Origin of the sequence: Collimonas humicola, from assembly GCF_018304945.1 — a bacterium.
GTDB classification, from domain to species: Bacteria; Pseudomonadota; Gammaproteobacteria; order Burkholderiales; family Burkholderiaceae_D; genus Collimonas; species Collimonas humicola.
Genome location: NZ_JAGQEE010000001.1, coordinates 372773 through 396226, shown reverse-complemented (window position 1 = coordinate 396226; position 23454 = coordinate 372773). Strand labels below are relative to the sequence as shown.

24 protein-coding genes are annotated in these 23454 nt (G+C 57.3%); all 24 read left to right on the top strand.

The window, feature by feature from the left end:
• Nucleotides 1-75 precede the first annotated feature (75 nt).
• The 24 genes from KHU30_RS01800 to KHU30_RS01685 all read left to right on the top strand — a co-directional run bounded on the left by KHU30_RS01800 (nt 76) and on the right by KHU30_RS01685 (nt 23450).
• Nucleotides 76-273: a hypothetical protein gene (locus KHU30_RS01800; RefSeq protein ID WP_211440935.1), complete on the top strand. Its 198-nt coding sequence runs from the start codon at nt 76-78 to the stop codon at nt 271-273.
• Between the two features lie 55 nt (nt 274-328).
• Nucleotides 329-937, top strand: a complete 609-nt coding sequence (locus KHU30_RS01795; RefSeq protein WP_211440934.1) for a hypothetical protein — start codon at nt 329-331, stop codon at nt 935-937.
• Nucleotides 937-2340 carry a phage terminase large subunit gene (gene terL / locus KHU30_RS01790; RefSeq protein ID WP_230427149.1) on the top strand — a complete coding sequence of 468 codons (1404 nt, stop codon included), beginning with the start codon at nt 937-939 and terminating at the stop codon, nt 2338-2340. Before KHU30_RS01795 ends, terL begins: the two co-directional genes overlap by 1 nt.
• Nucleotides 2340-3845, top strand: a complete 1506-nt coding sequence (locus KHU30_RS01785) for a DUF4055 domain-containing protein (protein ID WP_211440933.1) — start codon at nt 2340-2342, stop codon at nt 3843-3845. Before terL ends, KHU30_RS01785 begins: the two co-directional genes overlap by 1 nt.
• Nucleotides 3846-3905: 60 nt before the next feature.
• Nucleotides 3906-4916, top strand: coding sequence for a structural protein (locus KHU30_RS01780; protein WP_211440932.1), 1011 nt, complete (start codon nt 3906-3908; stop codon nt 4914-4916).
• Between the two features lie 90 nt (nt 4917-5006).
• Entirely contained in the window at nt 5007-5684 is a 678-nt protein-coding gene (locus KHU30_RS01775; RefSeq protein WP_211440931.1) for a hypothetical protein, read from the top strand.
• A gap of 57 nt (nt 5685-5741) precedes the next feature.
• Nucleotides 5742-6872, top strand: coding sequence for a P22 phage major capsid protein family protein (locus KHU30_RS01770; RefSeq protein WP_211440930.1), 1131 nt, complete (start codon nt 5742-5744; stop codon nt 6870-6872).
• 61 nt (nt 6873-6933) lie between these two features.
• Entirely contained in the window at nt 6934-7497 is a 564-nt protein-coding gene (locus tag KHU30_RS01765) for a hypothetical protein (RefSeq protein ID WP_211440929.1), read from the top strand.
• A gap of 36 nt (nt 7498-7533) precedes the next feature.
• Nucleotides 7534-7692 carry a hypothetical protein gene (locus KHU30_RS01760; RefSeq protein WP_211440928.1) on the top strand — a complete coding sequence of 53 codons (159 nt, stop codon included), beginning with the start codon at nt 7534-7536 and terminating at the stop codon, nt 7690-7692.
• Between the two features lie 68 nt (nt 7693-7760).
• Nucleotides 7761-8279 (top strand): DnaT-like ssDNA-binding protein, encoded by a 519-nt coding sequence (locus tag KHU30_RS01755; protein ID WP_211440927.1) that lies wholly within the window; start codon nt 7761-7763, stop codon nt 8277-8279.
• Between the two features lie 70 nt (nt 8280-8349).
• On the top strand, nt 8350-8715 hold the full coding sequence (locus tag KHU30_RS01750; protein ID WP_211440926.1) for a hypothetical protein: 366 nt from the start codon (nt 8350-8352) through the stop codon (nt 8713-8715).
• Nucleotides 8715-9155: a hypothetical protein gene (locus tag KHU30_RS01745; protein WP_211440925.1), complete on the top strand. Its 441-nt coding sequence runs from the start codon at nt 8715-8717 to the stop codon at nt 9153-9155. The genes KHU30_RS01750 and KHU30_RS01745 overlap by 1 nt, the downstream gene beginning before the upstream one ends.
• Nucleotides 9152-9577 carry a phage tail terminator-like protein gene (locus KHU30_RS01740; protein ID WP_211440924.1) on the top strand — a complete coding sequence of 142 codons (426 nt, stop codon included), beginning with the start codon at nt 9152-9154 and terminating at the stop codon, nt 9575-9577. The genes KHU30_RS01745 and KHU30_RS01740 overlap by 4 nt, the downstream gene beginning before the upstream one ends.
• 72 nt (nt 9578-9649) lie before the next feature.
• On the top strand, nt 9650-10876 hold the full coding sequence (locus KHU30_RS01735) for a phage tail tube protein (RefSeq protein WP_211440923.1): 1227 nt from the start codon (nt 9650-9652) through the stop codon (nt 10874-10876).
• A 44-nt stretch (nt 10877-10920) separates the two neighbouring features.
• On the top strand, nt 10921-11355 hold the full coding sequence (locus KHU30_RS01730) for a hypothetical protein (protein WP_211440922.1): 435 nt from the start codon (nt 10921-10923) through the stop codon (nt 11353-11355).
• Nucleotides 11295-11705, top strand: a complete 411-nt coding sequence (locus KHU30_RS01725; protein ID WP_211440921.1) for a phage tail assembly chaperone — start codon at nt 11295-11297, stop codon at nt 11703-11705. The genes KHU30_RS01730 and KHU30_RS01725 overlap by 61 nt, the downstream gene beginning before the upstream one ends.
• Nucleotides 11702-14551 (top strand): phage tail length tape measure family protein, encoded by a 2850-nt coding sequence (locus KHU30_RS01720; protein WP_211440920.1) that lies wholly within the window; start codon nt 11702-11704, stop codon nt 14549-14551. The genes KHU30_RS01725 and KHU30_RS01720 overlap by 4 nt, the downstream gene beginning before the upstream one ends.
• Nucleotides 14548-14886: a phage tail protein gene (locus tag KHU30_RS01715; RefSeq protein ID WP_211440919.1), complete on the top strand. Its 339-nt coding sequence runs from the start codon at nt 14548-14550 to the stop codon at nt 14884-14886. The genes KHU30_RS01720 and KHU30_RS01715 overlap by 4 nt, the downstream gene beginning before the upstream one ends.
• 2 nt (nt 14887-14888) lie before the next feature.
• Complete coding sequence (locus tag KHU30_RS01710; protein WP_211440918.1) at nt 14889-15587, top strand: phage minor tail protein L; 699 nt, start codon at nt 14889-14891, stop codon at nt 15585-15587.
• Between the two features lie 97 nt (nt 15588-15684).
• Complete coding sequence (locus KHU30_RS01705; RefSeq protein WP_211440917.1) at nt 15685-16395, top strand: C40 family peptidase; 711 nt, start codon at nt 15685-15687, stop codon at nt 16393-16395.
• Entirely contained in the window at nt 16383-17024 is a 642-nt protein-coding gene (locus KHU30_RS01700) for a tail assembly protein (protein ID WP_211440916.1), read from the top strand. Before KHU30_RS01705 ends, KHU30_RS01700 begins: the two co-directional genes overlap by 13 nt.
• Entirely contained in the window at nt 17021-20443 is a 3423-nt protein-coding gene (locus tag KHU30_RS01695; RefSeq protein ID WP_211440915.1) for a host specificity protein J, read from the top strand. Before KHU30_RS01700 ends, KHU30_RS01695 begins: the two co-directional genes overlap by 4 nt.
• A 289-nt stretch (nt 20444-20732) precedes the next feature.
• Nucleotides 20733-21425 carry a hypothetical protein gene (locus KHU30_RS01690; protein ID WP_211440914.1) on the top strand — a complete coding sequence of 231 codons (693 nt, stop codon included), beginning with the start codon at nt 20733-20735 and terminating at the stop codon, nt 21423-21425.
• Nucleotides 21426-21437: 12 nt separating this feature from the next.
• On the top strand, nt 21438-23450 hold the full coding sequence (locus KHU30_RS01685) for a hypothetical protein (protein ID WP_211440913.1): 2013 nt from the start codon (nt 21438-21440) through the stop codon (nt 23448-23450).
• The last annotated feature ends 4 nt before the right edge of the window (nt 23451-23454 follow it).

The window sequence follows — 23454 nt, the reverse complement described above, 5'->3', positions numbered from 1 at the left end:
TCACCGACCGCTTGGGGTTCCGTACCAAGATCACCGCCGGGGGTGTGTTCTCGGACCGTTCTAAGGAGATACCAAATGGCATCTTTGCGCGCACAAGCATTTGACAAGCAATACGCCAAGACTGGCGCTATCAGTTTCAAGAAGTCGGGCCGCGACGCTGCATATCGTGGCGCGGCACGTTCCACCATGAAGTCGACCGGCAGCTCCAGCGCTGCGCACCGTGCAGGCATGGCCGCCAGCAAGTCGGCAGCTTCGCAAGGCGGCTCGATGTAATTTGCCAAAAGGCAGAAAGGAAGCCCGCGCGTAAAACCGTGGGCTTTTTTATACCATGACCATAGACCAGAACAACAATGCACCGGATGGCGAAACAGTTTCAACTGTTGAGGGAACTGTTGCGACTGTTAATCTGACCAAGCGCAAGACGCAAAAATCAGCAGCATCCACCAAGCCAGAAGCGAAGAAGCCGGTCGTAGCGAAGAAGCGCAAGAAAAGCCGGGGTGAGAGCGCAACCAGCCCGCGCCGCATCAAAGCCGTGGAGGAAAAGCAGCTCCAGGCACTCGAATACCGCAAGATGGCATACACCTACGCCCAGATTGCCGAGGTATTGGGCTACGCCACGCCACAAGGGGCATATCTCGCCATCCAATCCGCCCTCACCCGCATTATCCGGGAACCAGCGGAGGATGTGTTGAAGCTAGAACTTGAGCGCCTAGACGCTATGTTCAGCAAGCCGTACCAAGCTGCGACCAACGGCGACCTGTTGGCTGTTGGTGCCTGCCTCAACATCATGGCGCGCAAGGCTAAGTTGCTGGGACTCGACGCCCCGGCCAAGGTTGATGCAACTGTTGGCAATAAGGACGGCCAGCCGTTCAAGTCGCAAGTGGTGAGTGACGCCCAAGTTGCCGATGCCATGAAAAAGGCCGCAGACGCGTTCTGATGACCACGAACGCGCTGCCGATCGGCACGGACACCGAGCGCGCGGTTTGGGCCTCAATGGCCCGCAACAGCCTTCACTTCTACACCAAGTACACGTTTGCCCGGCGCAAGGGCTACAAGTGGAAGGACAATTGGCACCATAAGGTGATCTGCGACGCCCTGGAGGACGTGTTCTACGGACGCTGCAAGCGCCTCATCATCAACGTGCCTCCGCGGTATAGCAAGACCGAAATCGCCGTACTGAATTTCATTTCTTGGTCGCTTGGCAAGGTGCCGGATAGCGAATTCATTCACGTCAGCTATTCGTCAACACTGGCCGAAAACAACAGCGCCAACACGCAAGGCCAGGTGTCGCACGACTGTTACGCGGAGATTTTCCCGGACACTAAGTTGGCATCGTCGGCAAAAGCGCACTGGAAGACGACCGCCGGCGGCGTGGTGTACGCGACCGGCGCCGGCGGCACAATCACCGGCTTTGGCGCGGGCAAGTTGCGCGACGGGTTCGCCGGCGCCATCATCATTGATGACCCGCACAAGGCCAGCGAAGCATCAAGCGACACCGCGCGGCAGAGCGTGATCGACTGGTATCCGACTACGCTGGCCAGCCGGACCAACAATCCGGACACGCCGATCATTGTCATCATGCAGCGCTTGCATGAAGAAGACCTGAGCGGCTGGTTGATCGGCGGAGGCAGCGGCGAGGAATGGCGCGTGCTCAACATTCCGGCGATCAATGACAAGGATGAGGCGCTTTGGCCGTGGAAGCACAGCATCGAGACCCTGCGCCAGATGGAGCGGAGCAGCCCGTATGTGTTCGCCGGCCAGTACATGCAGCGCCCGGCCCCGCTTGGCGGCGGCATTTTCAAGACAGCCTGGTGGAGTTGGTACAACCCGGCGGCCGCGCCGAAGTTCAAGCGGATCATCCAGTCGTGGGACACGGCATTCAAAAACAAAGAGGCGAACGACTACTCCGTCTGTACCACATGGGGCGAAACCGATCTTGGCTACTACCTGATTGATATCTGGAAGGACAAGCTCGAATTCCCAGACCTGAAGCGCATGGTGGTATCGCTGGCGACCAAATACAAGCCGAATGCCTTGCTGGTGGAGGATAAAGCCAGCGGGCAATCTCTCATTCAGGACTTGCGCCGCGAAACTCGCCTGCCTATTATTGCGTGCGGCAAGACTACCGATAAGGTAGCATGTGCGAATCTGGTGACGCCGCTGATTGAAGCGGGCCGAGTGTTTTTACCGGAGGGTCACGCGGAGGTCGCCGGGTACGTTCACTCGCACTCGCAATTTCCGAATGGAGCGCATGACGACGATGTGGATAGCACCACGCAGGCGCTCACCTATATGTCACGCAATCAACCAATGGCAAGAATCAAGATCGGGGGTGCCTAATGGCAAACGCAACAGTCAACAATAAGACCGTCACCACGGAACACAAGGACTACACCGCCATGAAGGAGAAGTGGCAGCGTTGCCGCGATGTCGCCGCCGGCCAGGACGCCATCCGCAAGAATGGCTTGAGCTATCTGCCGCAGCTGGCCGACCAGACGCCCGAGGCATATCAAGCCTACCTGACGCGCGCCGCATTCTTCAACGCGACCTGGCGAACAATCAGCGGCCTAAGCGGCATGCTGTTTCGCAAGCCGGAGATCATCGAGGCGCCGGCCGGCATCAAGGACTATCTGGAAGACGTGACGATGGGCGGCGAGCCGCTGCACATCTTCGCCCAGGAGGTGGCGCGAGAATGCATGACTGTTGGGCGCTGCGGGCTGCTGGTCGACTTCCCCGTTGTCGACAGGGACGGCATCATCACCGTGGCGCGCGCGCAGGCAATGGGCTTGCGTCCGACGCTTCAGCGCTACACGGCGGAGTCGATCATCAACTGGCGTACCGGCGCGGTCAACAACATCACCAAGCTGTTGATGGTGGTGCTGACTGAGGAAGCAACAGTCAAGATTGACGAGTTCGCCAGCGAGGCGCAAACGCAATACCGCGTACTCGACCTGACCCAAGACCCGGCCGACGCAACAAAACTGGCCTACCGCGTTCGACTGTTCAAGATCGACAAGGCATCCGACAGCCAGGTGCAGATCGGCGAAGACCAGATTCCACTCATGAACGGCCAGCCGCTCCGCGAAATCCCGATCGCCTTCCTTGGCGTCGATTGCATCACGACCGACATACAGCTGCCGCCGCTGATTGACCTGGTGGATCTGAACATTGCCCACTTCCGCGTATCGGCCGACTACGAACACGGCTGCCACTTCACCGGCCTGCCGACACCATACGTCTGCGGCTACACGCCGTCCATTGAGGGCGAAAAGTTGTATATCGGATCGGCGTCAGCCTGGGTTTTTCAGGACGCGGCGACGCGAGTGGGCTATCTGGAGTTCGGCGGCGGCGGCCTGGGCGCGCTGGAGCGCAACCTTGATCGCAAGGAGGCGCAGATGGCGGCCATTGGCGCGCGCCTGCTGGCTGCCGACAAGCGCCTGAACGAAACGGCGACCACCGCGGCCATTCACCACGGCGGCGAGACATCTATTCTGTCGGCCATCGCGCAGGTTCTATCTCTCGGCATCACGAAGACGCTGACGATCTTCGCTGAGTGGGCCGGCGCCGCCGGCAAGGTCAGTTACGACATCAACCGCGACTTCTTCCCTGTGCCGATGGATGCGCCTACCCTGCAAGCCCTGGTCGGCGCATGGCAAGCTGGTGCAATCAGCTCTGAAGTCCTGTTCGAGAATCTGCAGGAAGGTGAAATCATCTCCAGCACGGCGACTTTTGAGAAGGAGCAGGCGAAAATTGCAAACGCACCTCCAATTTCGTCTAGAATGACTACCAATAAGGTAGCCTTAACAGCTGACGAACTACCTGCAACAAGCGGAACAGTCTCTTAAAGGGGTCAACACATGGGTAGTGCGGATAGATTCATTGCTGACTTGCTCATTGAGCATGGCGTGAATCTATTGCGCTTCGGCGCCGGCGTCCGCGCCAAGGTGCTTGCCATCTTGCAGCGCATGGAGGTTGATCTGACGGCGCGCCTAGTGTCCGACCAGTTGACCGATCTGGCGCAAGGTCGCGCGGCTTCGCTGCTCAAGGAAACGTCCGGCATCATTGGCGACTACTACGCAGAAATCGACAACGTGACGCGCGCCAAGATGGGCGGCCTGGCCAAAGTTGAAGCCGCGGCCGTCCGCGGCGCACTCAAGCAGGCAATCAAGGTCGCGCTCGATGTTGCCATGCCGACGCCGAACGTTCTGGCGACGCTTGCATCCGACGCGCTGATCCACGGCGCGCCAAGTGCCGCATGGTGGGAGCGACAGGCCGGCGACACCACGTTTCGATTCTCCAACGAGGTCCGCCAGGGCATTGCTCAAGCGGAAACGAACAGTCAGATCGTTGCCCGCATCATCGGCAAGAATGGCGCGCCCGGCGTTATGGATATCAGCCGCACCAGCGCATCGAGACTGGTACAGGCCAGCGTGCAGACCGTCGCCAATGAAGCGCGGACCATGACGTTCCAGCAGAACAAGGACATTGTGGATGGTTTACAACAGATTTCCACGCTCGACGGCCACACGTCTGACATCTGCATCGCATACAGCGGAGCGATGTGGGACATGAATTACGAGCCAATGGGCGAAACCACCCTGCCCTACAACGGCGGATGCCCGCGCCATTGGGGCTGTCGATCGCTGATGGTGCCAGTCACAAAGTCATTTAAGGACATGGGCATCGACTTGCCTGAATTCCCGATGTCCACCCGTGCCAGCCGGGACGGCCAGGTCGGCGCAAACATGACTTTCAAGGAGTGGCTTGCCGGTCGCACCGATGCCCAGCTGGATCAGCAGCTTGGCAAGGGTCGCGCGCAGCTGTATCGCGACGGAACAATCACGCTGCAACAGTTGCTGGACCAGTCTGGCAATCCGCTCTCGCTGGCTCAACTGTTGGCGAAGTATGAATCGTAGTTTTTGCAACGCCGGGCGCAGCTGATTTGTATCGGCGAATGCCTTTTTTGGGGTTTGTACCCCGCAACCATCCTTTGAAGGATACCCATCATGCCATTTGACGCAAACGACCCAGAAACCAAAGCCGCCCTTAAAGAAGCCGTCGACACAGCTGTAGCCACAGCAACCGCAAGTACAGCGGACGCCGTGGAAAAGCTGAGTGCCAACAACAAAACGCTGTTGGCGCAACTGCGCGAGGCAAAAAAAGGGAGCGAGATTGATCCGGCAAAGCATGCGGAACTCGAAGACCGGGTAGCGCAATTGCAAGACCAGCTTGGCACGCGCGACAAAGACTTCAAGAAATTGGAGAAAGAGTCGCAAACCACCCTGGCGACCCTGCAAAAGCAGCTCGAATCCGAAAGCGGCTTCACGCAAACACTGCTGGTAGAAAACGGCTTGTCCGAAGCGCTGGTGAAAGCTGGTGTTGAGCCGAACTTCCTGCCGGCCGTGAAGGCGATGTTGAAGGGTCAGGTCAAGATCGTGGCTGAAGGTGATGCACGCAAGGCGCTCGTCGGCGACAAACCGCTGGCGGACTTCGTTACCGGCTGGGCGCAGACCGACGAGGGTAAGCACTTCGTCAAGGCCCCTGCGAACGGTGGTGGCGGCGCCGGCGGCGGTCAAGGTCATGGCGGAAACGTCAAGATCATTGCCGCCGACGACAAGGCGGCGATTGGCGCGAACTTGGCGGAACTGGCCAAGGGCGTGAACGGCGCCGTGAAGATCGGTTAATTTTTTTGAAATTGTCGACTACCTTTTTGGTAGTCGCATCACCAGAGAGGACTATCCATGCCAAATAACATTTCGAGCGTAAGCACCCCACTGCTGGCACAGGGCTTAATGGCACTGCGCGGCATGAACGTGATGCCGCGCCTGGTCAACTCCGACTACCAGGGCGCCGCAGAAGAAAAGAACTCGGTCATCAACGTGCCGATCCCTTCGGCCATCCAGGCGCAAGCTGTGGTGCCTGGCGCGACCCCGCCAGCCACTGCCGACATTGGCCCGACCAGCGTGCCTATCGCACTGAATCAATGGTTCGAGGCGCCGTTCTACCTGAACGACCAGGATGTGATGCAGTCGATGAATGGCGTGATCCCGATGCAGGCGTCCGAGGCGATCAAGGCAATCGCTAACAACGTGAATGCCTACATCATGGGCCTCGGCACCAGCTTTTACAGCATGGCGGGTACGCCAGGCACTACGCCATTCGCCAGCGACACGACTGCGGCGGCCGGCGCGCGAAAACTGTTGAATAAACAGCTCGCGCCAACTGGCGACCGTCGCATCGTGCTGGACATGGACGCTGAAGGTAATGCGATCGTCCTGCCGATGTTTTCGCAAGCGCAAATGGCGGGCAACACACAAACCCTGGTCGAAGGCGTTATCGGTCGCAAGGTCGGCTTCGACTGGTATGCCGACCAGCAAGTGCCGACCTTCATTTCCACCCCGCTGTCGGCCGGCGCAGCAACGGCAGCCGCCCCTACACCGGTGGGTGCCACTTCGGTGTCAATCGCCAAGGCCACCAATGCGTCTCCGCTGGTGCAGGGCGACATCATCAGCTTCGCGGGCAGCAATCAGACTTACGTTGTGACTTCGCCGGTCACCCTGGCGGTCGGCAATACCAACGTCGGAATCTACCCGCCACTGAAGACGGCGCTGACCGGCACTGAAACGATGTCGCTCAAGGGTAGCCATGTGATGAACCTGGCCTTCCACCGTGACGCGATCGCGTTTGCGACCCGTCCACTGAAGGAGGTCACCCACCCTGCGGTCATCAGCTCTGCCCAGGTCGATCCAGTAAGCGGCCTGGGCCTGCGCTTGCAGATCACGCGCGAGTATCAACGTACCCGCTTTGCGTTCGACATCCTGTACGGCGGCGCTTGCGTCCGTCCTGAACTGGGCACTCGTATCGCGGGCTAACAGCCGTCAGTAGACAACCCGTCCTGTGAGCGCACAGGACGGGCATTTGAAGGAATTTGTCATGTGGAACGCCATCAAGAAGTTTTTCTCAACACTCTCTCAAACACAAGGAAACATCATGTCGTCTATCGTTCGCACCGTAAAAATCGTTGACCCGTCCGTCGCCCAAGGTTTCCGCACTATTGATCTGGCCGACCTGGTTATCGCCGTTACCTCCGTGCTGGACGGCCTGAACGCTGATGTTGCCGTAACGGTCGAAGATGTCGCCACCCAGGCAGCCGCCAAGATTGTCGCAGACCAAGCCGCTGCCGACAAAGCCGCCGCAGAAGCTGCCGCCGCTGCGGTCCAGGCAGCCGCCAACGAGCAGGCCGCCCGAGACGCGCAAGCCGCAGCTTTGGCGCAGGAGGCGCTGGATGAGCAGGCCCGAGTTGAGCAGCGAGCAGCCATTGCCGCGCAAGCTGCTAGCACTGGCGATGGGCCGGCGACTGTGGTTGCCGAGCCAACGGCTGTTGCAGAGACCACCGACACCCACCTGCCCGACGCCGCCGGCGGTTTGCAGGCGCCAATCGAGCCAACTGTTGCGGTTGCTGAGAATTCTCAAGCAGTCGACGCTCCAGCAGCCTAATCGACCAGTCACGCAACTCAACTACCGGAGCGCATCATGAGTAACACAATCAATCCATCGGGGCAGCTGGAAACCGTTCGCATCCGCGACAAGGATGTTGGGGGCAAGACCCGCATCATCAATCGGGACGACCTGACCGACAACGATGTTGTCGTTGATGATAAGTCGGAAGCGAAAAAACCGGAAAAGCAGTAGCAACAAGCCGGCCGGTCACGAAGCGACGTGGCCGCCGGCTCAATTCTCAGAATCTAAAGGACGTGAACATGGCACTAGTAGTCGAAGACGGAACGGGCATGCCAGCAGCCGAATCTTACATTTCGACTGCTGATGCCGATACCTATCACGCAAACCGCGGCAACGCCGCCTGGATGGCGCTTGCAACGCCGGTCAAGGAGCAAATGCTGCGCCTGGCTGCCGACTACATGACGGAGGCATACCGCGGCCGCTGGAAGGGATACCGCTCGCAGAACTTGCAGGCGCTCGACTGGCCGCGCAAGTCCGTAATTTTGACAGACATGGCGATCAACTACATGATTCAGTTCTACGTGATCCCGAACGAGGTCAAAAATGCCCAGGCCGAGCTGGCCGCCCGCGCCGCCGCACTGGGCACGCCCCTGGCGCCCGATTTGGAGCAAGGCATCATCTCCGAGAGCGTTGCAGGAGCCGTGAGCACAGTTTATGACCGCTTCAGCCCACAGCACACACGCTACAGGCAAGTGGATATGATTTTGCGTCCTCTCCTGGCGGCCAGCGGCGCAATGTCACCATTGGTGCGCACATGAACACGCGCCAACGCCCTATCGAATTGGCGGTAGGCGGAACAGTGCCGCCAGTCGGTGTGCGGGTTGAGTTATGAGTTTCGACCTCCGCATGCAGCAGACCGCGCTGCGTCTCATCAACAAGCGCGGCAAAACCATCACATACACGGCAGTCGTGCCCGGCACATACGATCGGACATCGGGCAGCGCGCCAGCCATCGAGACGGTCAGCAGCTTCCGGGCCATCGTTACACCGGGCAATGGACAAGACCTGACGGTAGGTGAGCTTGTGGTGAGAAACGACAAGAACGTGGTCATTGCAGGTCTATCGCTGCTCATCGCCCCCAAGCCAAATGACCAACTGACGGTTGACGGAGAGTCCTTTCTGGTCAATGCGGCCAATCCCGCATATGCGGGCGAGTTGGTTGCCGTTTACAAGCTAAAAGTGAGGAAAGCGTAATGGCAAACTTTGCCCTGGACCTGCGCGCCCTGATCGAAAAAACGAAGGGTCGCGCCGATGAGGTGGCCCGCAAGAGCGTAATTGCCGTTGGGACCAGTCTGGTAATGAAGTCTCCGGTCGGCGATCCGTCCCTATGGAAGGAGAAGCCGCCACCGGGATATGTTGGCGGCCGGTTTCGTGCCAACTGGCAGCATGGCCTCAATGTTGCACCAAGCGGCACTGTCAGCACCGTTGACAGCGATGGGCGAGATACCATCGACAGCATAGGCGCGCGCGTTGCCCAGGCAGAGGCAAGCGGCATTCACTACATCACCAACAGCTTGCCCTATGCACAGGCACTTGAATACGGGCACTCGACGCAGGCGCCGAACGGTATGGTCGGGATCACCGTTGTCGAATTCGAGAACTACGTCCAACAAGCCGTCGCGGAGACAAAATGAGCCTGCCAGAAATTCGCGCTGCGCTGGAAACCCAGCTGGCAACTGTTTCCCCCTTGTTGGCAACGGCTTATGAGAACATGCCATTTACACCGGTAGCCGGCGTGCCCTACCTAAAGCCAGTGCTGATGCCGGCGGAAACAACCAATCCGACATTTGGCGACAACTTCCACCGGGAATCGGGCATCTTCCAGGTGATGCTCTGCTATCCGACGCTCGCGGCCAATGGCGGCCTGCAAGGTAGCGGGGCCAGCGGACAGATGGCAAACCTCATTCGCAACGCCTTCCGGCGCGGGCAGTCGTTTTCCTATAGTGGCGTGACCGTGCAAATTGACCGGACTCCAACTGTTTCCACTGGTATGATTGTCGGAGATCGCTATTGCGTGCCGGTGCGGATTCGTTATTACGCAGACATCTACGCGTGACACTTTGTTTGTCGCGCTTTTATTTGACCTTGTAAACTACCTTTTTGGTAGTCTTTATGAAAGGATTTAATCATGACAATCGCAACCGGCATAGCCAAGCAGCTGCGCTATAAAAAGGAGCTTTCCTTCGGCGTAGTCGCCACCCCCAACCTACCGTTCGCACAATCCCTGCGTCGCGTTACCAGCAATCTCGACTTGAAAAAAGCCACCTACCAGTCGAAAGAAATCCGCCCCGACTACCAAGTGGCAAACTTCCGACATGGCATGCGCTCGGTTGACGGCACCATTTCCGGCGAGCTGTCGGTCGGCACCTACAAAGACTTCATGGCAACCATCTGCCGCACCGCATGGACGGCTGCAATAGCCAGCGCCGCGCTGACCACCGTGACCGCTGCGCAAACAGTCGGCAGCGGCGGCACATTCACTCGTTCGGCGGGATCGTGGATCACCGACGGCTTCAAGACGGGTGACGTGGTGCTGTGGACTGGTTGGCTGACAACCGCCACCGGAAACAACGCAACCAACTTTTACGTCACAAACCTGACGCCAACTGTGATGAGCGGCTTTTTCTTGAATGGCGCCGCATTTTCGCCCAAGGCGGCCGGCGATTCGGTCGTCGTCACCCAGGCCGGCAGAAAGGTGGCAATGGCTGTTTCCGGCCAGGTCAACGACTCGTACACAATCGAGCATTGGTTCTCCGATATTGGACAGTCTGAGGTGTTCACCGGCTGCCGCCTGAACCAGATGGACGTGAAGCTGCCGGCCACAGGCTTTTCCACCATCGATCTGAACTTCATGGGCAAGGATATGACGCCGGCGCAGGCCGCGTACTTCCCTACCCCGATGCCCGTTTCCAATGGCGGCTCCTTGGCGGCTGTCAACGGCGCCCTGTATCTGAATGGTGCCCAGGTCGGCCTGATTACCGGAATGAACATTCAGGCCAAGGCTGGCATGACATCCGGCGAGGTGGTTGGTCAGAACACGCGACCGGACATCTTCATGGGTGCAATGGAAGTGTCTGGTCAGATGACGATCTACTTCCAGGACAACACGATTCGCGACATCTTCGTAAACGAAACCGAGGCGTCGGCGCAGTGCGTCTTCACCACTGACAACACTCCCACGGCCAACTTCATCGCCTTCACCATGAGCCGCATCAAATGTGGCGGTGCGTCCAAAGACGACGGCGAAAAAGGTCTGGTGATGACCGTGCCTTATGTCGCGCTGCTCGACATAAACGGCGGCCCAACGTCCCCCAACAACAACACGACCCTGACGATTCAGGACTCGCTGGCGTAATTTCAACCATCCGGGCGCATGCCGCGCCTGGAGCTTATTGGAGCATGACCGCTATGGAACAAAAAAACAACACGGCTTTTGACCTGTCCACACTGGATGTGATCAAGTTCGCCAATGTCGGGACTGCCGTTGATATCCTGCATCCGGTTACAAAGGAGCCGCTGGGCTTCAGTATTACCGTGCTCGGCAGCGACGGCGCGGCTTTCAAAAAAATCTCCATCGAACAGGCCCGCCGCCGCCTGGCGAAGATGGAAAAGAACGGTGGATTCAAGCCCAGCGCCGTGTCGCAGGAAGAGCGCGAGGAAGATGCCGTTGAGCTGCTGGCGGCTTGCACTACTTCGTGGACGAAATTCAATTTGGAAGGCGCCAATCCGTCCTTCAACTTCGACAATGCCGTGGCGCTCTACTCTCGCTTTCCGTGGTTGCGCGAGCAGGTGGATCAGGCAATCGGAAATCGGGCAAATTTCATCAAGGGCTAATTGCTGACCTGCTGGCGTTCGCAAAGGGTGAATTCACCCTTGATGAGCGCCAGAGCGACGGGGCGACGCTGCGGCAGCACATAGCTATCGTGGCCAAGCAATCCGGCAAAATCCCGGAAGAGTACGTTTTCCCAGACTGCCCAGAACAGTTGCGTTACCTGTGGCAACTGTTTATAGATTTTTGCGAATCGCGCTGCAATACAGGCTACGGGATACTGCCGCTGCAATACGCGGAAATTGAAGCGTGGTCGCGATTGATGCGATGTCCGCTAACGCCCTGGGAAGTGAGCGTCATAAAGCGGATTGATGGCGCGTTCATGCAGGCCCAAATGAAGGAGAAAAAAGCATGACCGTCGATTTGGCAACAGTTGGCATCGCAGTTGACACCAGCCAGGTGAAGACCGCCGCAACCGATCTTGACAAGCTCGGGGACGCCGGTGCTCGGCTTGAGGGCGCCACCAATCGCGTCACGCAGCAAACGGCGCAAATGACTCAGGTCGTGCAGCAAAGCGCCACAGCAACGCAACAGGCCGCGGCCGCGCAGGACAAGCTCACCATCGGGCAGACTGCCTTTATAGAAAAGCTACAGCGGCAAGCAGCAGCGGCCGGGTTGAGTGGCGCAGAACTGTTGCGCCTGCAAGCGGCCGAAATGGGCCTTTCCGGCGTTACCGAGGACTTGATTGCAAAGATTGAGTCTGCCAGCCAGGCGCAATCTGGTCACACTCTCAGCATGGGTTCGTCGCTGGCAAAAATGGAAATGCTGCGCGTGGGCCATGATGCATTGATTGGCAGCTACACCCGCATGGGCAGTTCGTTGTTTGTGCTCGGCAACGCTACTGGCGCCACTACCGCGCTGTTTTCCGCTGCCGCCCTACCCGCACTTGCCCTGGCCGCCGCCATTGCCGCCATCGCCATTCCTGCGGCGGCTGTGTACACGCAAATGAACCAGATCAACCAGGCACTGAAGGAAACCGGCGACGTTTCCGGCCAGACCACGGGCGGCGTGATGGCGCTGGCACAAGCGCTTGGGAACGCCAACCACAACATTGACGCCACCAATGACATTTTAGTCGGCCTGATCAATACCGGTCATGTCACCCAAGACACCCTCAAGGAGATGGGGGCGGCGGCAACCTCGTTTGCGGTAATGACGGGCCAGAGCGCGGACGACGTTGTTAAAGAATTCGCGAAGATGGACGGCAACGTCAGCAAATTTGCATTGGATTTTGACGAGCATTACCACATGCTCGACAACGACATCTACGAGCACATCAAACAGTTGCAGCTGCAAGGCGACAAAGAACAGGCAATGAACCTGTTGTCGGCAACCATACACGCCGAAACTCAGGCTCGCATCGATGAGGCCAAGTCGAAAATTGGCGGACTGGCCAGGGTCTGGGACAGCGCGATGAATGCCGCCAAGGGTTATTGGGAAATGGCCAAATCAGCCACATCGTACAGCTTCGGCATGGCTGCGCCAGAGCAAGAGCAAGCCCTGCGCAAGCAGCGCAAGGCAAACCCCGTGAGTCGCGCCATTCTCGAAATTGAAGACCACGCAAAAGGCTATAGCGGCGACGAGCGCGACCAGCAGCTGGAAAGTCAGATTGCCAGCGAGACTGCAAAATCTCAGGCTGAAGGCCTGCACAAGCAGCAACAAACGGCTGCCAATAATGCCTCAGATGCCATCGATAAGCTGGTCACAACATACGATCGCAACGTTGCCAAGCAGCGCGCGCTGAACGATGTAAAAAAACAGTTTCAAGCGCTCGCCCTTGCCAACGATGGAAACCCCTTGATGACTGGCGTCAGCGTTGATGGAAAGGGCAACGTGTCGGGCGGCGCATACGACACGATCACCGCCGGCATTGAAAAGGAATACGCGCCGAAGGAAAAGAAGGCGCCCAAGGAGCGCGACACCGAACCCGCGCGCGTCAAGGGGCTAATGGACGCGCAGGCCCAACAGCTGGCGCTCGAAAAAGAAGGCATTGCCGAACGCACCAGGTTGCTCGATCTGGAGCATCAGCACAACCTCGTCTCAGACGCCGACTACTATGCCCAGAAGCGCTCGCTGGACGATGCGCAATCCAATGCCACCATCAACAGCTTGAAGGCGCAAATTACCGCGGAACAGTCGTTGACCGTGAAGGATGCCGCCGGCCAATCCGTGAAGGATAACCGCCTGGCATCGCTGAGAGCGCAGCTGGAATTGCAGGAGCAAATCAACAAGGATCGCAAGGAATACCTTGACCGGGAACAGGCAATACTCGCGCCAGAGCGGGAATTCGCTGATCTGCAAAAACAGGCAAGCGAACTCAAAAAGCGCGAGGGCGAGCAGGTGGCGCTAGTTCAGGCGCAGGTAAAGAGCTATCAGCTGACCTCCATTGACGGGCAGAAGGTTATCAACGGGCTGTCGCAGGACTACGCGACGCAACTGTCCGACATTCTGGCCAAGATGAAAGCGCTATCCACTGCGAATCCGCAGCTGAAAAACGCAAGCAGCGTCGAAGCAGGTCTGCAAGGTGAAATCAACAAGTCGGCGCAAAGCACCGGCGCGCCGAAGGACCCCTGGTTCGAGGCAAGGGAGTCATTGCAAAAATATGTGGACGATTCAAAGAAAGGCGGCGACACCATAGGCGGCGCACTCAATGGCGCCTTCAAGGGGGCCGAAGATGCGTTTGCCAGCTTCACCACCACCGGCAAACTCAATTTCAGCAGTCTGGCGCAGTCAATTTTGGCCGATATTGAGCGCATCCTCTTGCGAAAGGCAATTGCCGGGATGGTTGACATGGCTGTCGGCGCGTTCGGCGGCAGCGGCAGCTCATACGGCGCGGTGGACGGCGCACAAGCCGCTGTCGGCAGCGGCTTCAGTATGTCCCCATCTTTTGGCGGCGGCCGCGCGGGCGGTGGCGATGTGCAGCCCGGCATGCAATACCAGGTTGGCGAAAATGGCCCCGAAATTCTGCGCATGGGATCGGGCGGCGGAACAATCATTCCCAACAGTCAGATCGCCTCTTCCGCCACCAGCAACGGCGCTGGCGTGCAAATCATCATGAACGTTGATGTTCAGTCTGGAACAAGCGACGTTAGCAGTAAGGGAACTGACTCACAACAGGCCGTGGCCTTTACCAAGCTGCTTGGCGACAAAGTGCGCCAGATCATCTTGGACGAAAAGCGAAACGGGGGGTTGTTGGCATGAGTGCGTTTACTTTCAATCCGGCCACGGCGAACCTGGCCAAGAAGCCAAAGGTACTAGCTGCGCAATTTGGCGACGGCTACACGCAGCGCACGCCGAACGGTCTAAATCCCAATCCCGACGTGTGGAATCTCACATTTGAATTTGGCGGAAGTCCAACAGCTCACCTGCCATTCAAGAACTTTTTGGACGCGCTGGGCGGCACGCAGGCGTTCGACTGGACGCCTCCCGGCGCCGCGGCATCGCTACGCTTCGTTTGCGCCGACTATCAATGCAACGCCATGCCGGGGTACGTGTGGCAATGCACCGCCGTTTTTGAACAAGCATTCGGAGTGTAATTATGTCCAATACCGTCACAACCGAAGTCCAATCCCTCGCACCTAGCGCATTGGTTGAACTGTTTGAGCTGGACCTGTCCAAGTACGGCAGTGGAATACTGCGGTTCCACTCAGGCGTCAATGGCTTGAATACTGATGTCACCTGGCAGGGCAATGCATACACGCGGTTTCCCATCTCGGCCACTGGATTTGACAAGAGAAGCAACGGGACCATTCCCCGGCCCGTTGTGTCCGTATCCAATATTCAGGGACTGATGGCGAGCACCGCCCGCGCCAACTCGTATTTCCTTGGCTGCAAAGTCACGCGGAAGCGCACTTACGCGCGCTTCTTGGACGCAGCCAATTTCCCCTCGGGAAATCCAACAGCAGATCCGACGCAGCACTTCCCCGACGAAATGTACTTTATTGACCGCAAATCGAACGAGACACCTGTTTTGATTGAGTGGGAGCTGTCAAGCGCATTCGACATTCAGGGTGTGCAACTGCCACGCCGCCAGATCATCAAAAACAACTGCTCATGGGTCTATCGCTCTGGCGAGTGCGGTTACGCTGGCGCCCCTGTGGCTGACGCCTTCGGCAATCCAACAAGCGACCCGACCATCGACAAGTGCGGCAAGCGACTCTCTGATTGCAAGCTCAGGTACGGCGCCAACGGCCTGCTGCCATTCGGCGGGTTCCCAGGAGTTGGTCTAATTAGCTAGGGCAAATTACCGTGATTCGGCGTGCGCTTGGCGGCATAATAGACTACCATTTAGGTAGTCGCTAATTCAGCCCTCCCCATACTTGCACGGATTAACCATGACACCAGAAACGCTCCAAGCGATCCGCGACCACGCTAGAGACGACTTTCCTCGGGAGAGTTGCGGCCTCGTCCTGGTGCGCAAAGGACGCGAGCGTTATGTGCCATGCCGCAACATCGCTTCGGGGAACGACCACTTCACAATCCACCCTGCTGACTACAGCGCGGCCCAGGATGCAGGCACCATTACGTGCATCGTGCATTCACATCCCAATGTGTCCCCGCAACCAAGCGAAGCCGATCTGGTCAGCTGCGAAAAATCCGGCGTACCCTGGCTGATCGTGAACTGGCCCACCGGTGCTATTCACGAATTCGCGCCAAGTGGCTATCAGGCCCCGTTGGTTGGGCGCCAGTTTTCGTACAACGTACTCGACTGTTACAAGTTGATCCAAGACTATTACGAGAGAACGCTCTCGATAGCCCTGCCCGACTTCCCTCACCCGGATCGTTTCTGGGAAACAGGCGGCAATATGTACATGGAAAACTTCGCCAAGGCCGGCTTTGTTGGGGTAGACACCATTGAAAAACACGACGTACTGTTGATGCAAATTGGTGCCTCGACGCCAAACCACGGCGCCATCTATCTCGGGGAGAGTCGCATCTTGCAACACCTGATGCACCGACTGTCCAGCATTGACGCTTGGGGCGGGTATTGGGAGAAGTGCACGATAAAGATCATTCGTCATAAGGAGCTGCTATGCGCGAAGTGAGGCTCTACGGACATTTGCGCGAACAGTTCGGCGAGAGCTTCTTGCTCGACGTTGCCAGTCCCGCCGAGGCAGTGCGCGCATTGCGCGCAATCCACCCCGGTTTCACCGGTGCACTGGTGGGCCATGCCCCCGGATACAACGTGCTGGTTGATGACAACGGCATCGGCGTTGATGACCTCACATTTTGCGGGTCATCAGGCACGATAAAAATAGTGCCACTTGTGAGCGGCGCAAAAGCCGGAGCGCTTCAGACCATCGTCGGCGCGGTCATGATTGTCGTGGGCATGGTTGCCACGGCATATGGCTTTGGCACCGTTGGCGTACCACTCACCAACGCCGGCTACGCAATGGTGATTGGTGGTATTGCGACCATGTTGTTTTCCCCGCCGGGCACTGCCGCACCCAAAGAGCAGCCGGGCAACACGCCGTCCTATTCATTCAACGGAGCCGTGAACACAACCGCTCAGGGCAACCCTGTGCCGGTGTGCTATGGCCGCCTGATCGTAGGCTCGCAAGTCATTTCCGCCGGCCTGTCGGTCGAGCAAACCATCGCCATCCCACAGGTTGCCGCGGCGCCGGCCAGCGCTGCGACCGGCCAGCCGGCTTACGCAATATGGAGCACACCATGACAGAGGATGTCTATATTAGCGGCGCAGGCGGTGGCGGCAAAGGTGGCGGCGGCAGCCAGGCACCGGTCGAGGCACCGGACTCTCTTCGCTCGAAGCAGTACGCGCACATTCTTGATTTACTCTCCGAGGGCGAGACATTTAGTCTTGTTGATGGCGCGAAATCGGTGTATCTGGACGGAACACCCCTGCAAAATCCAGACGGCACGCTCAATTTTCAGAGCGTAAGCCTGTTCTGGTCAACCGGTACGCAATCGCAAGGAAGCAAGGACATCAGCGCCGCCCCCGTTTCGTTCGGAACGAGCGACGTGCGCTCGGAGACCGTCGTAAACGTAAGGATCAGGAACAGCACCCCTATTGTTCGCACCATAACCGATGGCAATGTGACTTACGCAGTCATTACACTCTCTGTGCCATCATTGGAAGTGCGGGACATGACCAATGGCAACCTCAGCGGCACGTCGGTTGGCATCGCCATCGACGTGCAGACCAATGGTGGCGGCTTCGTTAACCGCTTGAACGACACCATTTCCGGCAAAACTTCGTCCAAGTATCAGCGCTCATACACGGTTCCTCTGACCGGTTCGGCGCCGTGGGACATACGCGTTTCGCGGACCACGCCAGACAGCACGGTAACGACGCTGGAAAACGACACCTGGTGGGACACCTATACGAGCGTCATTCCTACGCACCTGTCGTACCCCAATTCAACAGTCGTATCGATGTCGATCGACAGTCAACAGTTTCAGAATATCCCGGCGCGGGCATACGACATCAAGGGGCTGGTGATACGCATCCCAAGCAACTATGACCCAATTGCGCGCACGTACACCGGCCTATGGGATGGAACTTTCAAGCTGGCATGGTCGGATAATCCAGCATGGTGCTACTTCGACCTGTTGACCAGTGCGCGCTACGGCCTTGGCGACTACATCGACGTTTCGCAAGTTGATAAGTGGGGGCTGTACACCATTGGCCAGTATTGCGACGGCATGGTGCCTAGCGGACTCCTGAACGTGGATGGCAGTCAGAAAATGGAGCCGCGCTTTACGTGCAACCTCTACCTGCAAACACAGGCAGAGGCATTCACAGTGATTCAAAATTTCGCCTCCATCTTCAGGGCAATTGCATTGTGGTCGGCCAGCTCGATGATGGTTGTGCAGGACGCGCCGGCGAACCCGATTGCGCTATTCACCAACGCCAACGTGATTGACGGCAATTTTGGCTACGTCGGATCATCGATCAAATCGCGACACACGACTGTTCAGGTGTCGTGGAATAACCCGGCACTGCAATACCGGCAAGACATTGAGTACGTATCAGACGACGCCGCCGTTTCCCTGTATGGCGTCAAGTCGGCGCAAATAGTGGCCTTTGGCTGCACCTCGCGCGGGCAGGCGCATCGCATCGGCCAGTGGCTACTGTACTCGGAGGGCAATGAGACGGAAGTGGTGACGTTTCGAGCTAGCCTTGAAGCGGCAATGCTGTATCCAGGCGCAATCATCAACACGTCCGACATCAACCGCTCTCAGACCCGCATGGGTGGGCGAATTAACGGCATTGCCGGCAACGTTCTCACGCTGGACGCGCCGGTCAATATCGTGTCCGGTCATACATACAGCATCAACATCATGCTGGAGAATGGCGGCGTATTTAGTAGCGCGGTCAACGCCGCAACCGGCTCCACCAACACGCTTACGCTCACGGCATCCTTACCGGCGCAGCCAGTGGCCGGCGCCATCTTCATTTTGGCGGCCGACAACTTGGTGCCGGAAATTTGGCGCGTGGTGAGCATGACTGAGGTTGAGCCGAACATAGTTGAAATCGGCGCTGTTCAGTACGATCCGAACAAGTTTGCGAAGATTGAATACGGCCTTCAGTTCGACGTGGCGCCTATTGGCGTCAATCACGGAATATCGCTGCAAGCGCCGCCAACCAACGTTGTCATCAGCTCGAACTCCTATGTTGAACAGGGAATGGCGAACACGATTATGACAATATCGTGGACACCTGTTGCTGGGGCGGTTGCGTACATTGTGGCGTGGAGGCGCAACGGGGCCTCCTATGTCGCCGCCGGCAGGGTTGGTGAGTCGAGCGTGGATGTAAATGGCATCTACGCCGGAACGTATGTTGCGTCGGTTATTGCGGTCAACGCTGGTGGATCGGCTTCCCTTCCCGCGTATTCGGTTGAGACGAAGCTACAGGGAAAAACCACACCGCCGCCGGCAATCACGTCGCTGACGACAAAATCACTGACCTTCGGCATCGAGATTGACTGGACCTTCCCGAGTGGCGGCGCGTTTGATACCCAAACGACTGAAATTTGGTATGGCAAAACACCGAATATCGGCGATGCCGTCAAGCTGACGGATATGGCCTTCCCGCAAAGCAAATACACGATGCTCGGCCTGGCCGCCGGCGCATCCCTCTATTTTTGGGGGCGCCTTGTAGACAAGAGCGGCAATATCGGCAGTTACTACCCATCCGGCGCCGGAGTGAATGGCCAGTCGAGCTCTGACGCGACTGATATTTTGACCTACTTATCTGGTCAAATTAACCAGACTCAGCTGGCTAAAGATTTGGCAGCGCAGATTGCCATTATCCCGAAGCTGGACAACACGATGTCACAGTCGAGCGACGCCCTTGCCGCCACTCAGATCATGTCCCAGATTACCGCGGACACTGCGACGGCCACACTGAGGACCGATCTGGGCGCTCAGATCAACGGCAATACCGCACTGATTCAATCCGAGCAGACGGCGAGAGCCAATGCCGACTCTGCTTTGGCCACAAGCATCACGAACATGCAGGCAACGGTAGGCGCGAACACGGCGGCAATTCAACAGGAGTCCACGGCGCGCGCCAGCGCCGATAGCGCTCAGGCGACGCTGATCAACACTGTTCAAGCCACGGCCAACGGCGCGCAGGCCGCAGCCAGCACAAACGCGACAGTCATAGCGAATATGAACGGCCAGCTGTCAGCAATGTACACGATCAAAACTCAGCTAACGGCAGATGGGAAGACTTATATAGCCGGCATCGGCGTAGGCGTGGACAATTCATCCGGCGTTACGCAGTCCCAAGTTTTGGTGACGGCAGACAGATTTGGAGTTCTCAACCAGATCGCCGGCAGCGGCGCAACAACCTTCACCTCTCCATTTGTCATTCAGGGTGGCCAGACCTTTATCAACCAGGCGCTTATAGGAACAGGCTGGATCACCAACGCGATGATTGGCAACACGATTCAGTCAACGGCAGTCAACCCCACCACGGGCCTGCCGGTATGGGTGCTGGACAAGGGCGGCACGTTTCAGATGAATGGCTCAACAGCCAACGGTGGGCGCACTACGATGAACGAAACCACAATCATCGTCTACGACGACGGGAACGTACCGCGGGTGAAACTCGGGAAGATTTCCTGATGTCCACCTACGGCTTACAGGTATTTAACGCGGACGGGAGCCTGGGATTCACAACCTCAGACCGATTGACGCGGATATTAGGAGTGTTGACTGCGAGTGCAAGTGGCTCCCTGGTGCATCCAGGTCTCTCGCAGGGAACGCCGTTTTACTTTGTCAATCCGTCTGCCATCAATTACCCGGTAGCGAACACGCAAGTGCAGTACCCAGATATATCAGTTTCCGGCAACACCCTGACCTGGACGGTCTACACAACCGGATACGTGTTTCAACTTATTTTCGGGGTCTATTAATGTCGGATTTTGGTCTAACAGTTTATGGAGACGCTGGCCAGGTTCAGATCGACCACAACTATTTCAACTTGGCGATGACTGTCAAATCAAGCGGCTCGTTCTCGCCAAGCGATGCATCGCAGTATTCGATATTGACAGTAACAGTTCCCGCCGAAATCCCGATCATTGCCTGGGTGAGCACATTCCCCGTCGGCTTGAAATCGCAGGTGAATAACGGAAATGGTACGTGGACTTTTGTTTTGGTCTGCGCCAGCGCATACAACGGATACGGAATCACATATTTCGTGTTCGATCGGCCTGGAGGGGCTACGAGCAACTGGGGTCTGCAAGTGTTCGACGCGAATGGCAAGAAGACCTTCGACAGCGGTTACAAGTACATGAAATTCCGCGGCAATTGCCTGTATCAAGGGTACAACGCATCCAACGCTACGGCTTCGCTGACCGGGCTGCCGGCCGGCAGAACATACGCGGCGACGATGGCGAAAGGTGGCATGTCGTACTTTTCGTTCTTCCAAAATAACACCGGGAACGGAGCATCGTGGGATTGCCTGATTTGGCTGTACGCAATTATGCCCACATCCGACGGTTGCGCGATGTCGCAAATCAATGTGAGGGAATTCACAGCTGGATCAAGTCAGACATCGCCTTTTCAAACAGGCTTGGGCATGGTCATCGACGTAACGGGATATTAAAAAGGGGAAAATATGGGTTGGTATAAAACAGGAACAGTTTCAGTAAGCGTCGGCTCGGCGGTTGTTGCTGGCGTTGGCACTGACTTCGTAACGAATGTCGCGCCCGGCTTCGCTTTCATGGGGAGCGACATGGTTCCGCATGAAGTGCTGTCGGTCGACTCAGCAACGCAGATTACACTGGCCACGAACTACAGCGGCCCAGCAATGTCCGGCGCCGCTTATGGCATCTTCCAGACGCAAGGCATTATTGCCTCGCTTTCTTCTCAAGTTGCCACGCTGATTAGCTCCTTTGGGTCCATCAGGAACATTACTGACTTCATCAACGCTGGCGCCAATGCTACGGCCTCGGCAACCGCTGCTGCTGCATCACAAACCGCAGCAGCAGCAAGTGCCTCGACGGCTGGAGCGAGCGCGACAAATGCGACAGCGAGCGCTGCCACCGCAACGGCCCAGGCGGGCGTCGCAACCACGCAGGCGACCAACGCAGGCAATAGCGCTACTGCGGCATCTGCCAGCGCAACCAATGCAGCCAATTCACAATCCTCCGCTGCAACACAAGCGACGAATGCGGCTAATTCAGCATCAGCCGCGGCCACCAGTGCAACAAGTGCCGCCTCGAATGCCGGCAAGGCGTACAGCGGAATTGCTACATTCTCCACCAACACCACATTCACCACTTCAGTGCTTGGGCAACTCGTCCGAGGCACAGCGGCGAGCATCACGGGGACTTTGCCGCCAGTAGCAAGCTGCCCCAATGGCTCAAAGATAAACCTGTTCGCGGATGTTGCAACAGGAACCATCACCATCAAAGCCAACGCCTCTGAAAACATGGACTCGGGTTTTTTGTCGGCCAACGTATTTACATTGAGCGCTGGCGAGTCTGTTGAGCTGGTTTCGGACACAACCAAGTGGACAGTGAATGATTACAGCGGTATTGGGGCAATAAAATCTCAAATTGGCAATGGTGGCGCGATGGCGTTCAAGAATCGCATCATCAACGGCTCCATGAGGGTTCAGCAATACATAAACCCTAGAGTTACGGCCGATGCCATGCTCCCTATAGATCGGATGCGAGCAAGTATTTCGGGGGTAATTACAGGTGGGGTGGGCACCGGAAGCACAACCCTCCCTTCAGCGATGGGTGGGAATAATAACGTGTATATCCAGTGCGACGCGCAAAAAACATCATTGGCCGCAGGGGATTTTTTCGGAGTGGTTCAAGCAGTTGAGGGAAATAATATAGCTGATTTTTTGCTTGGCACCCCTACCGCAAAAACATTCACATTGTCGTTTTCAGCGATTGCCAGCGCCGCCGGCACAGTTGTCCCAGTGTCGTTTAGAAATGCGGCGACGAATAGAAGCTATGTAACCACAGTGACCGTAGGTACAACCGCACAAAAATTTTCTGTCACCGTTCCAGGCGATACTTCCGGCACATGGAGGAATGATAACGGCGTCGGTATGTGGGTGGGATTCTATGGGGCCGCCGGCACAACCAACAATGCTCCCTCACTAAATACTTGGGCTACCGGCGGTTATCTCAGCCACTCATCAGCATCAAATATCTTCGACACTGTGGGCAGATATGTAATATTCACAGACATTCAATTGGAGCTTGGAACTGTAGCAACCCCTTTTGAAGTGAGGTCGCCTCAACAAGAGCTGCAATTGTGCCGGCGCTACTACAACATCTGGGGGCAAGGGCAATATGCCGTAAACGGGGGCGCGAGAAGTTTGAACATCAATTTCCCGATGTCCGCCACTATGAGGGCAACCCCAAGTGTATCGAATGGCCTTGTGCCAGGCAACTACATAGGCTCTCCACCGGGAAGTGGTCAGTGGGCGTTCGTTGAGCCGGGTGTTGCGTACACAGCATACCCCGGGGCCTTTGCCACATCAGGAAATCTGGCGACGCCAGATTCCGTAAGTGTCGTTGCATACTATTCCCCTGGTTTTGGACCATACCCACCTGCCAATGCTGTTGTTGGTCCAAATCTGTACGTGACTGCCTCGGCAGAGTTCTAGGAAA

What these genes read in the sequence shown, in the direction of transcription:
- KHU30_RS01740 (WP_211440924.1), top strand. Translation starts at nt 9,152, where the DNA reads ATGAGCCTGCCAGAAATTCGCGCTGCGCTGGAAACCCAGCTGGCAACT.
- KHU30_RS01730 (WP_211440922.1), top strand. Translation starts at nt 10,921, where the DNA reads ATGACCGCTATGGAACAAAAAAACAACACGGCTTTTGACCTGTCCACA.
- terL (WP_230427149.1), top strand. Translation starts at nt 937, where the DNA reads ATGACCACGAACGCGCTGCCGATCGGCACGGACACCGAGCGCGCGGTT.
- KHU30_RS01755 (WP_211440927.1), top strand. Translation starts at nt 7,761, where the DNA reads ATGGCACTAGTAGTCGAAGACGGAACGGGCATGCCAGCAGCCGAATCT.
- KHU30_RS01750 (WP_211440926.1), top strand. Translation starts at nt 8,350, where the DNA reads ATGAGTTTCGACCTCCGCATGCAGCAGACCGCGCTGCGTCTCATCAAC.
- KHU30_RS01715 (WP_211440919.1), top strand. Translation starts at nt 14,548, where the DNA reads ATGAGTGCGTTTACTTTCAATCCGGCCACGGCGAACCTGGCCAAGAAG.
- KHU30_RS01735 (WP_211440923.1), top strand. Translation starts at nt 9,650, where the DNA reads ATGACAATCGCAACCGGCATAGCCAAGCAGCTGCGCTATAAAAAGGAG.
- KHU30_RS01770 (WP_211440930.1), top strand. Translation starts at nt 5,742, where the DNA reads ATGCCAAATAACATTTCGAGCGTAAGCACCCCACTGCTGGCACAGGGC.
- KHU30_RS01795 (WP_211440934.1), top strand. Translation starts at nt 329, where the DNA reads ATGACCATAGACCAGAACAACAATGCACCGGATGGCGAAACAGTTTCA.
- KHU30_RS01700 (WP_211440916.1), top strand. Translation starts at nt 16,383, where the DNA reads ATGCGCGAAGTGAGGCTCTACGGACATTTGCGCGAACAGTTCGGCGAG.
- KHU30_RS01760 (WP_211440928.1), top strand. Translation starts at nt 7,534, where the DNA reads ATGAGTAACACAATCAATCCATCGGGGCAGCTGGAAACCGTTCGCATC.
- KHU30_RS01690 (WP_211440914.1), top strand. Translation starts at nt 20,733, where the DNA reads ATGTCGGATTTTGGTCTAACAGTTTATGGAGACGCTGGCCAGGTTCAG.
- KHU30_RS01685 (WP_211440913.1), top strand. Translation starts at nt 21,438, where the DNA reads ATGGGTTGGTATAAAACAGGAACAGTTTCAGTAAGCGTCGGCTCGGCG.
- KHU30_RS01705 (WP_211440917.1), top strand. Translation starts at nt 15,685, where the DNA reads ATGACACCAGAAACGCTCCAAGCGATCCGCGACCACGCTAGAGACGAC.
- KHU30_RS01785 (WP_211440933.1), top strand. Translation starts at nt 2,340, where the DNA reads ATGGCAAACGCAACAGTCAACAATAAGACCGTCACCACGGAACACAAG.
- KHU30_RS01710 (WP_211440918.1), top strand. Translation starts at nt 14,889, where the DNA reads ATGTCCAATACCGTCACAACCGAAGTCCAATCCCTCGCACCTAGCGCA.
- KHU30_RS01720 (WP_211440920.1), top strand. Translation starts at nt 11,702, where the DNA reads ATGACCGTCGATTTGGCAACAGTTGGCATCGCAGTTGACACCAGCCAG.
- KHU30_RS01695 (WP_211440915.1), top strand. Translation starts at nt 17,021, where the DNA reads ATGACAGAGGATGTCTATATTAGCGGCGCAGGCGGTGGCGGCAAAGGT.
- KHU30_RS01745 (WP_211440925.1), top strand. Translation starts at nt 8,715, where the DNA reads ATGGCAAACTTTGCCCTGGACCTGCGCGCCCTGATCGAAAAAACGAAG.
- KHU30_RS01765 (WP_211440929.1), top strand. Translation starts at nt 6,934, where the DNA reads ATGTGGAACGCCATCAAGAAGTTTTTCTCAACACTCTCTCAAACACAA.
- KHU30_RS01775 (WP_211440931.1), top strand. Translation starts at nt 5,007, where the DNA reads ATGCCATTTGACGCAAACGACCCAGAAACCAAAGCCGCCCTTAAAGAA.
- KHU30_RS01800 (WP_211440935.1), top strand. Translation starts at nt 76, where the DNA reads ATGGCATCTTTGCGCGCACAAGCATTTGACAAGCAATACGCCAAGACT.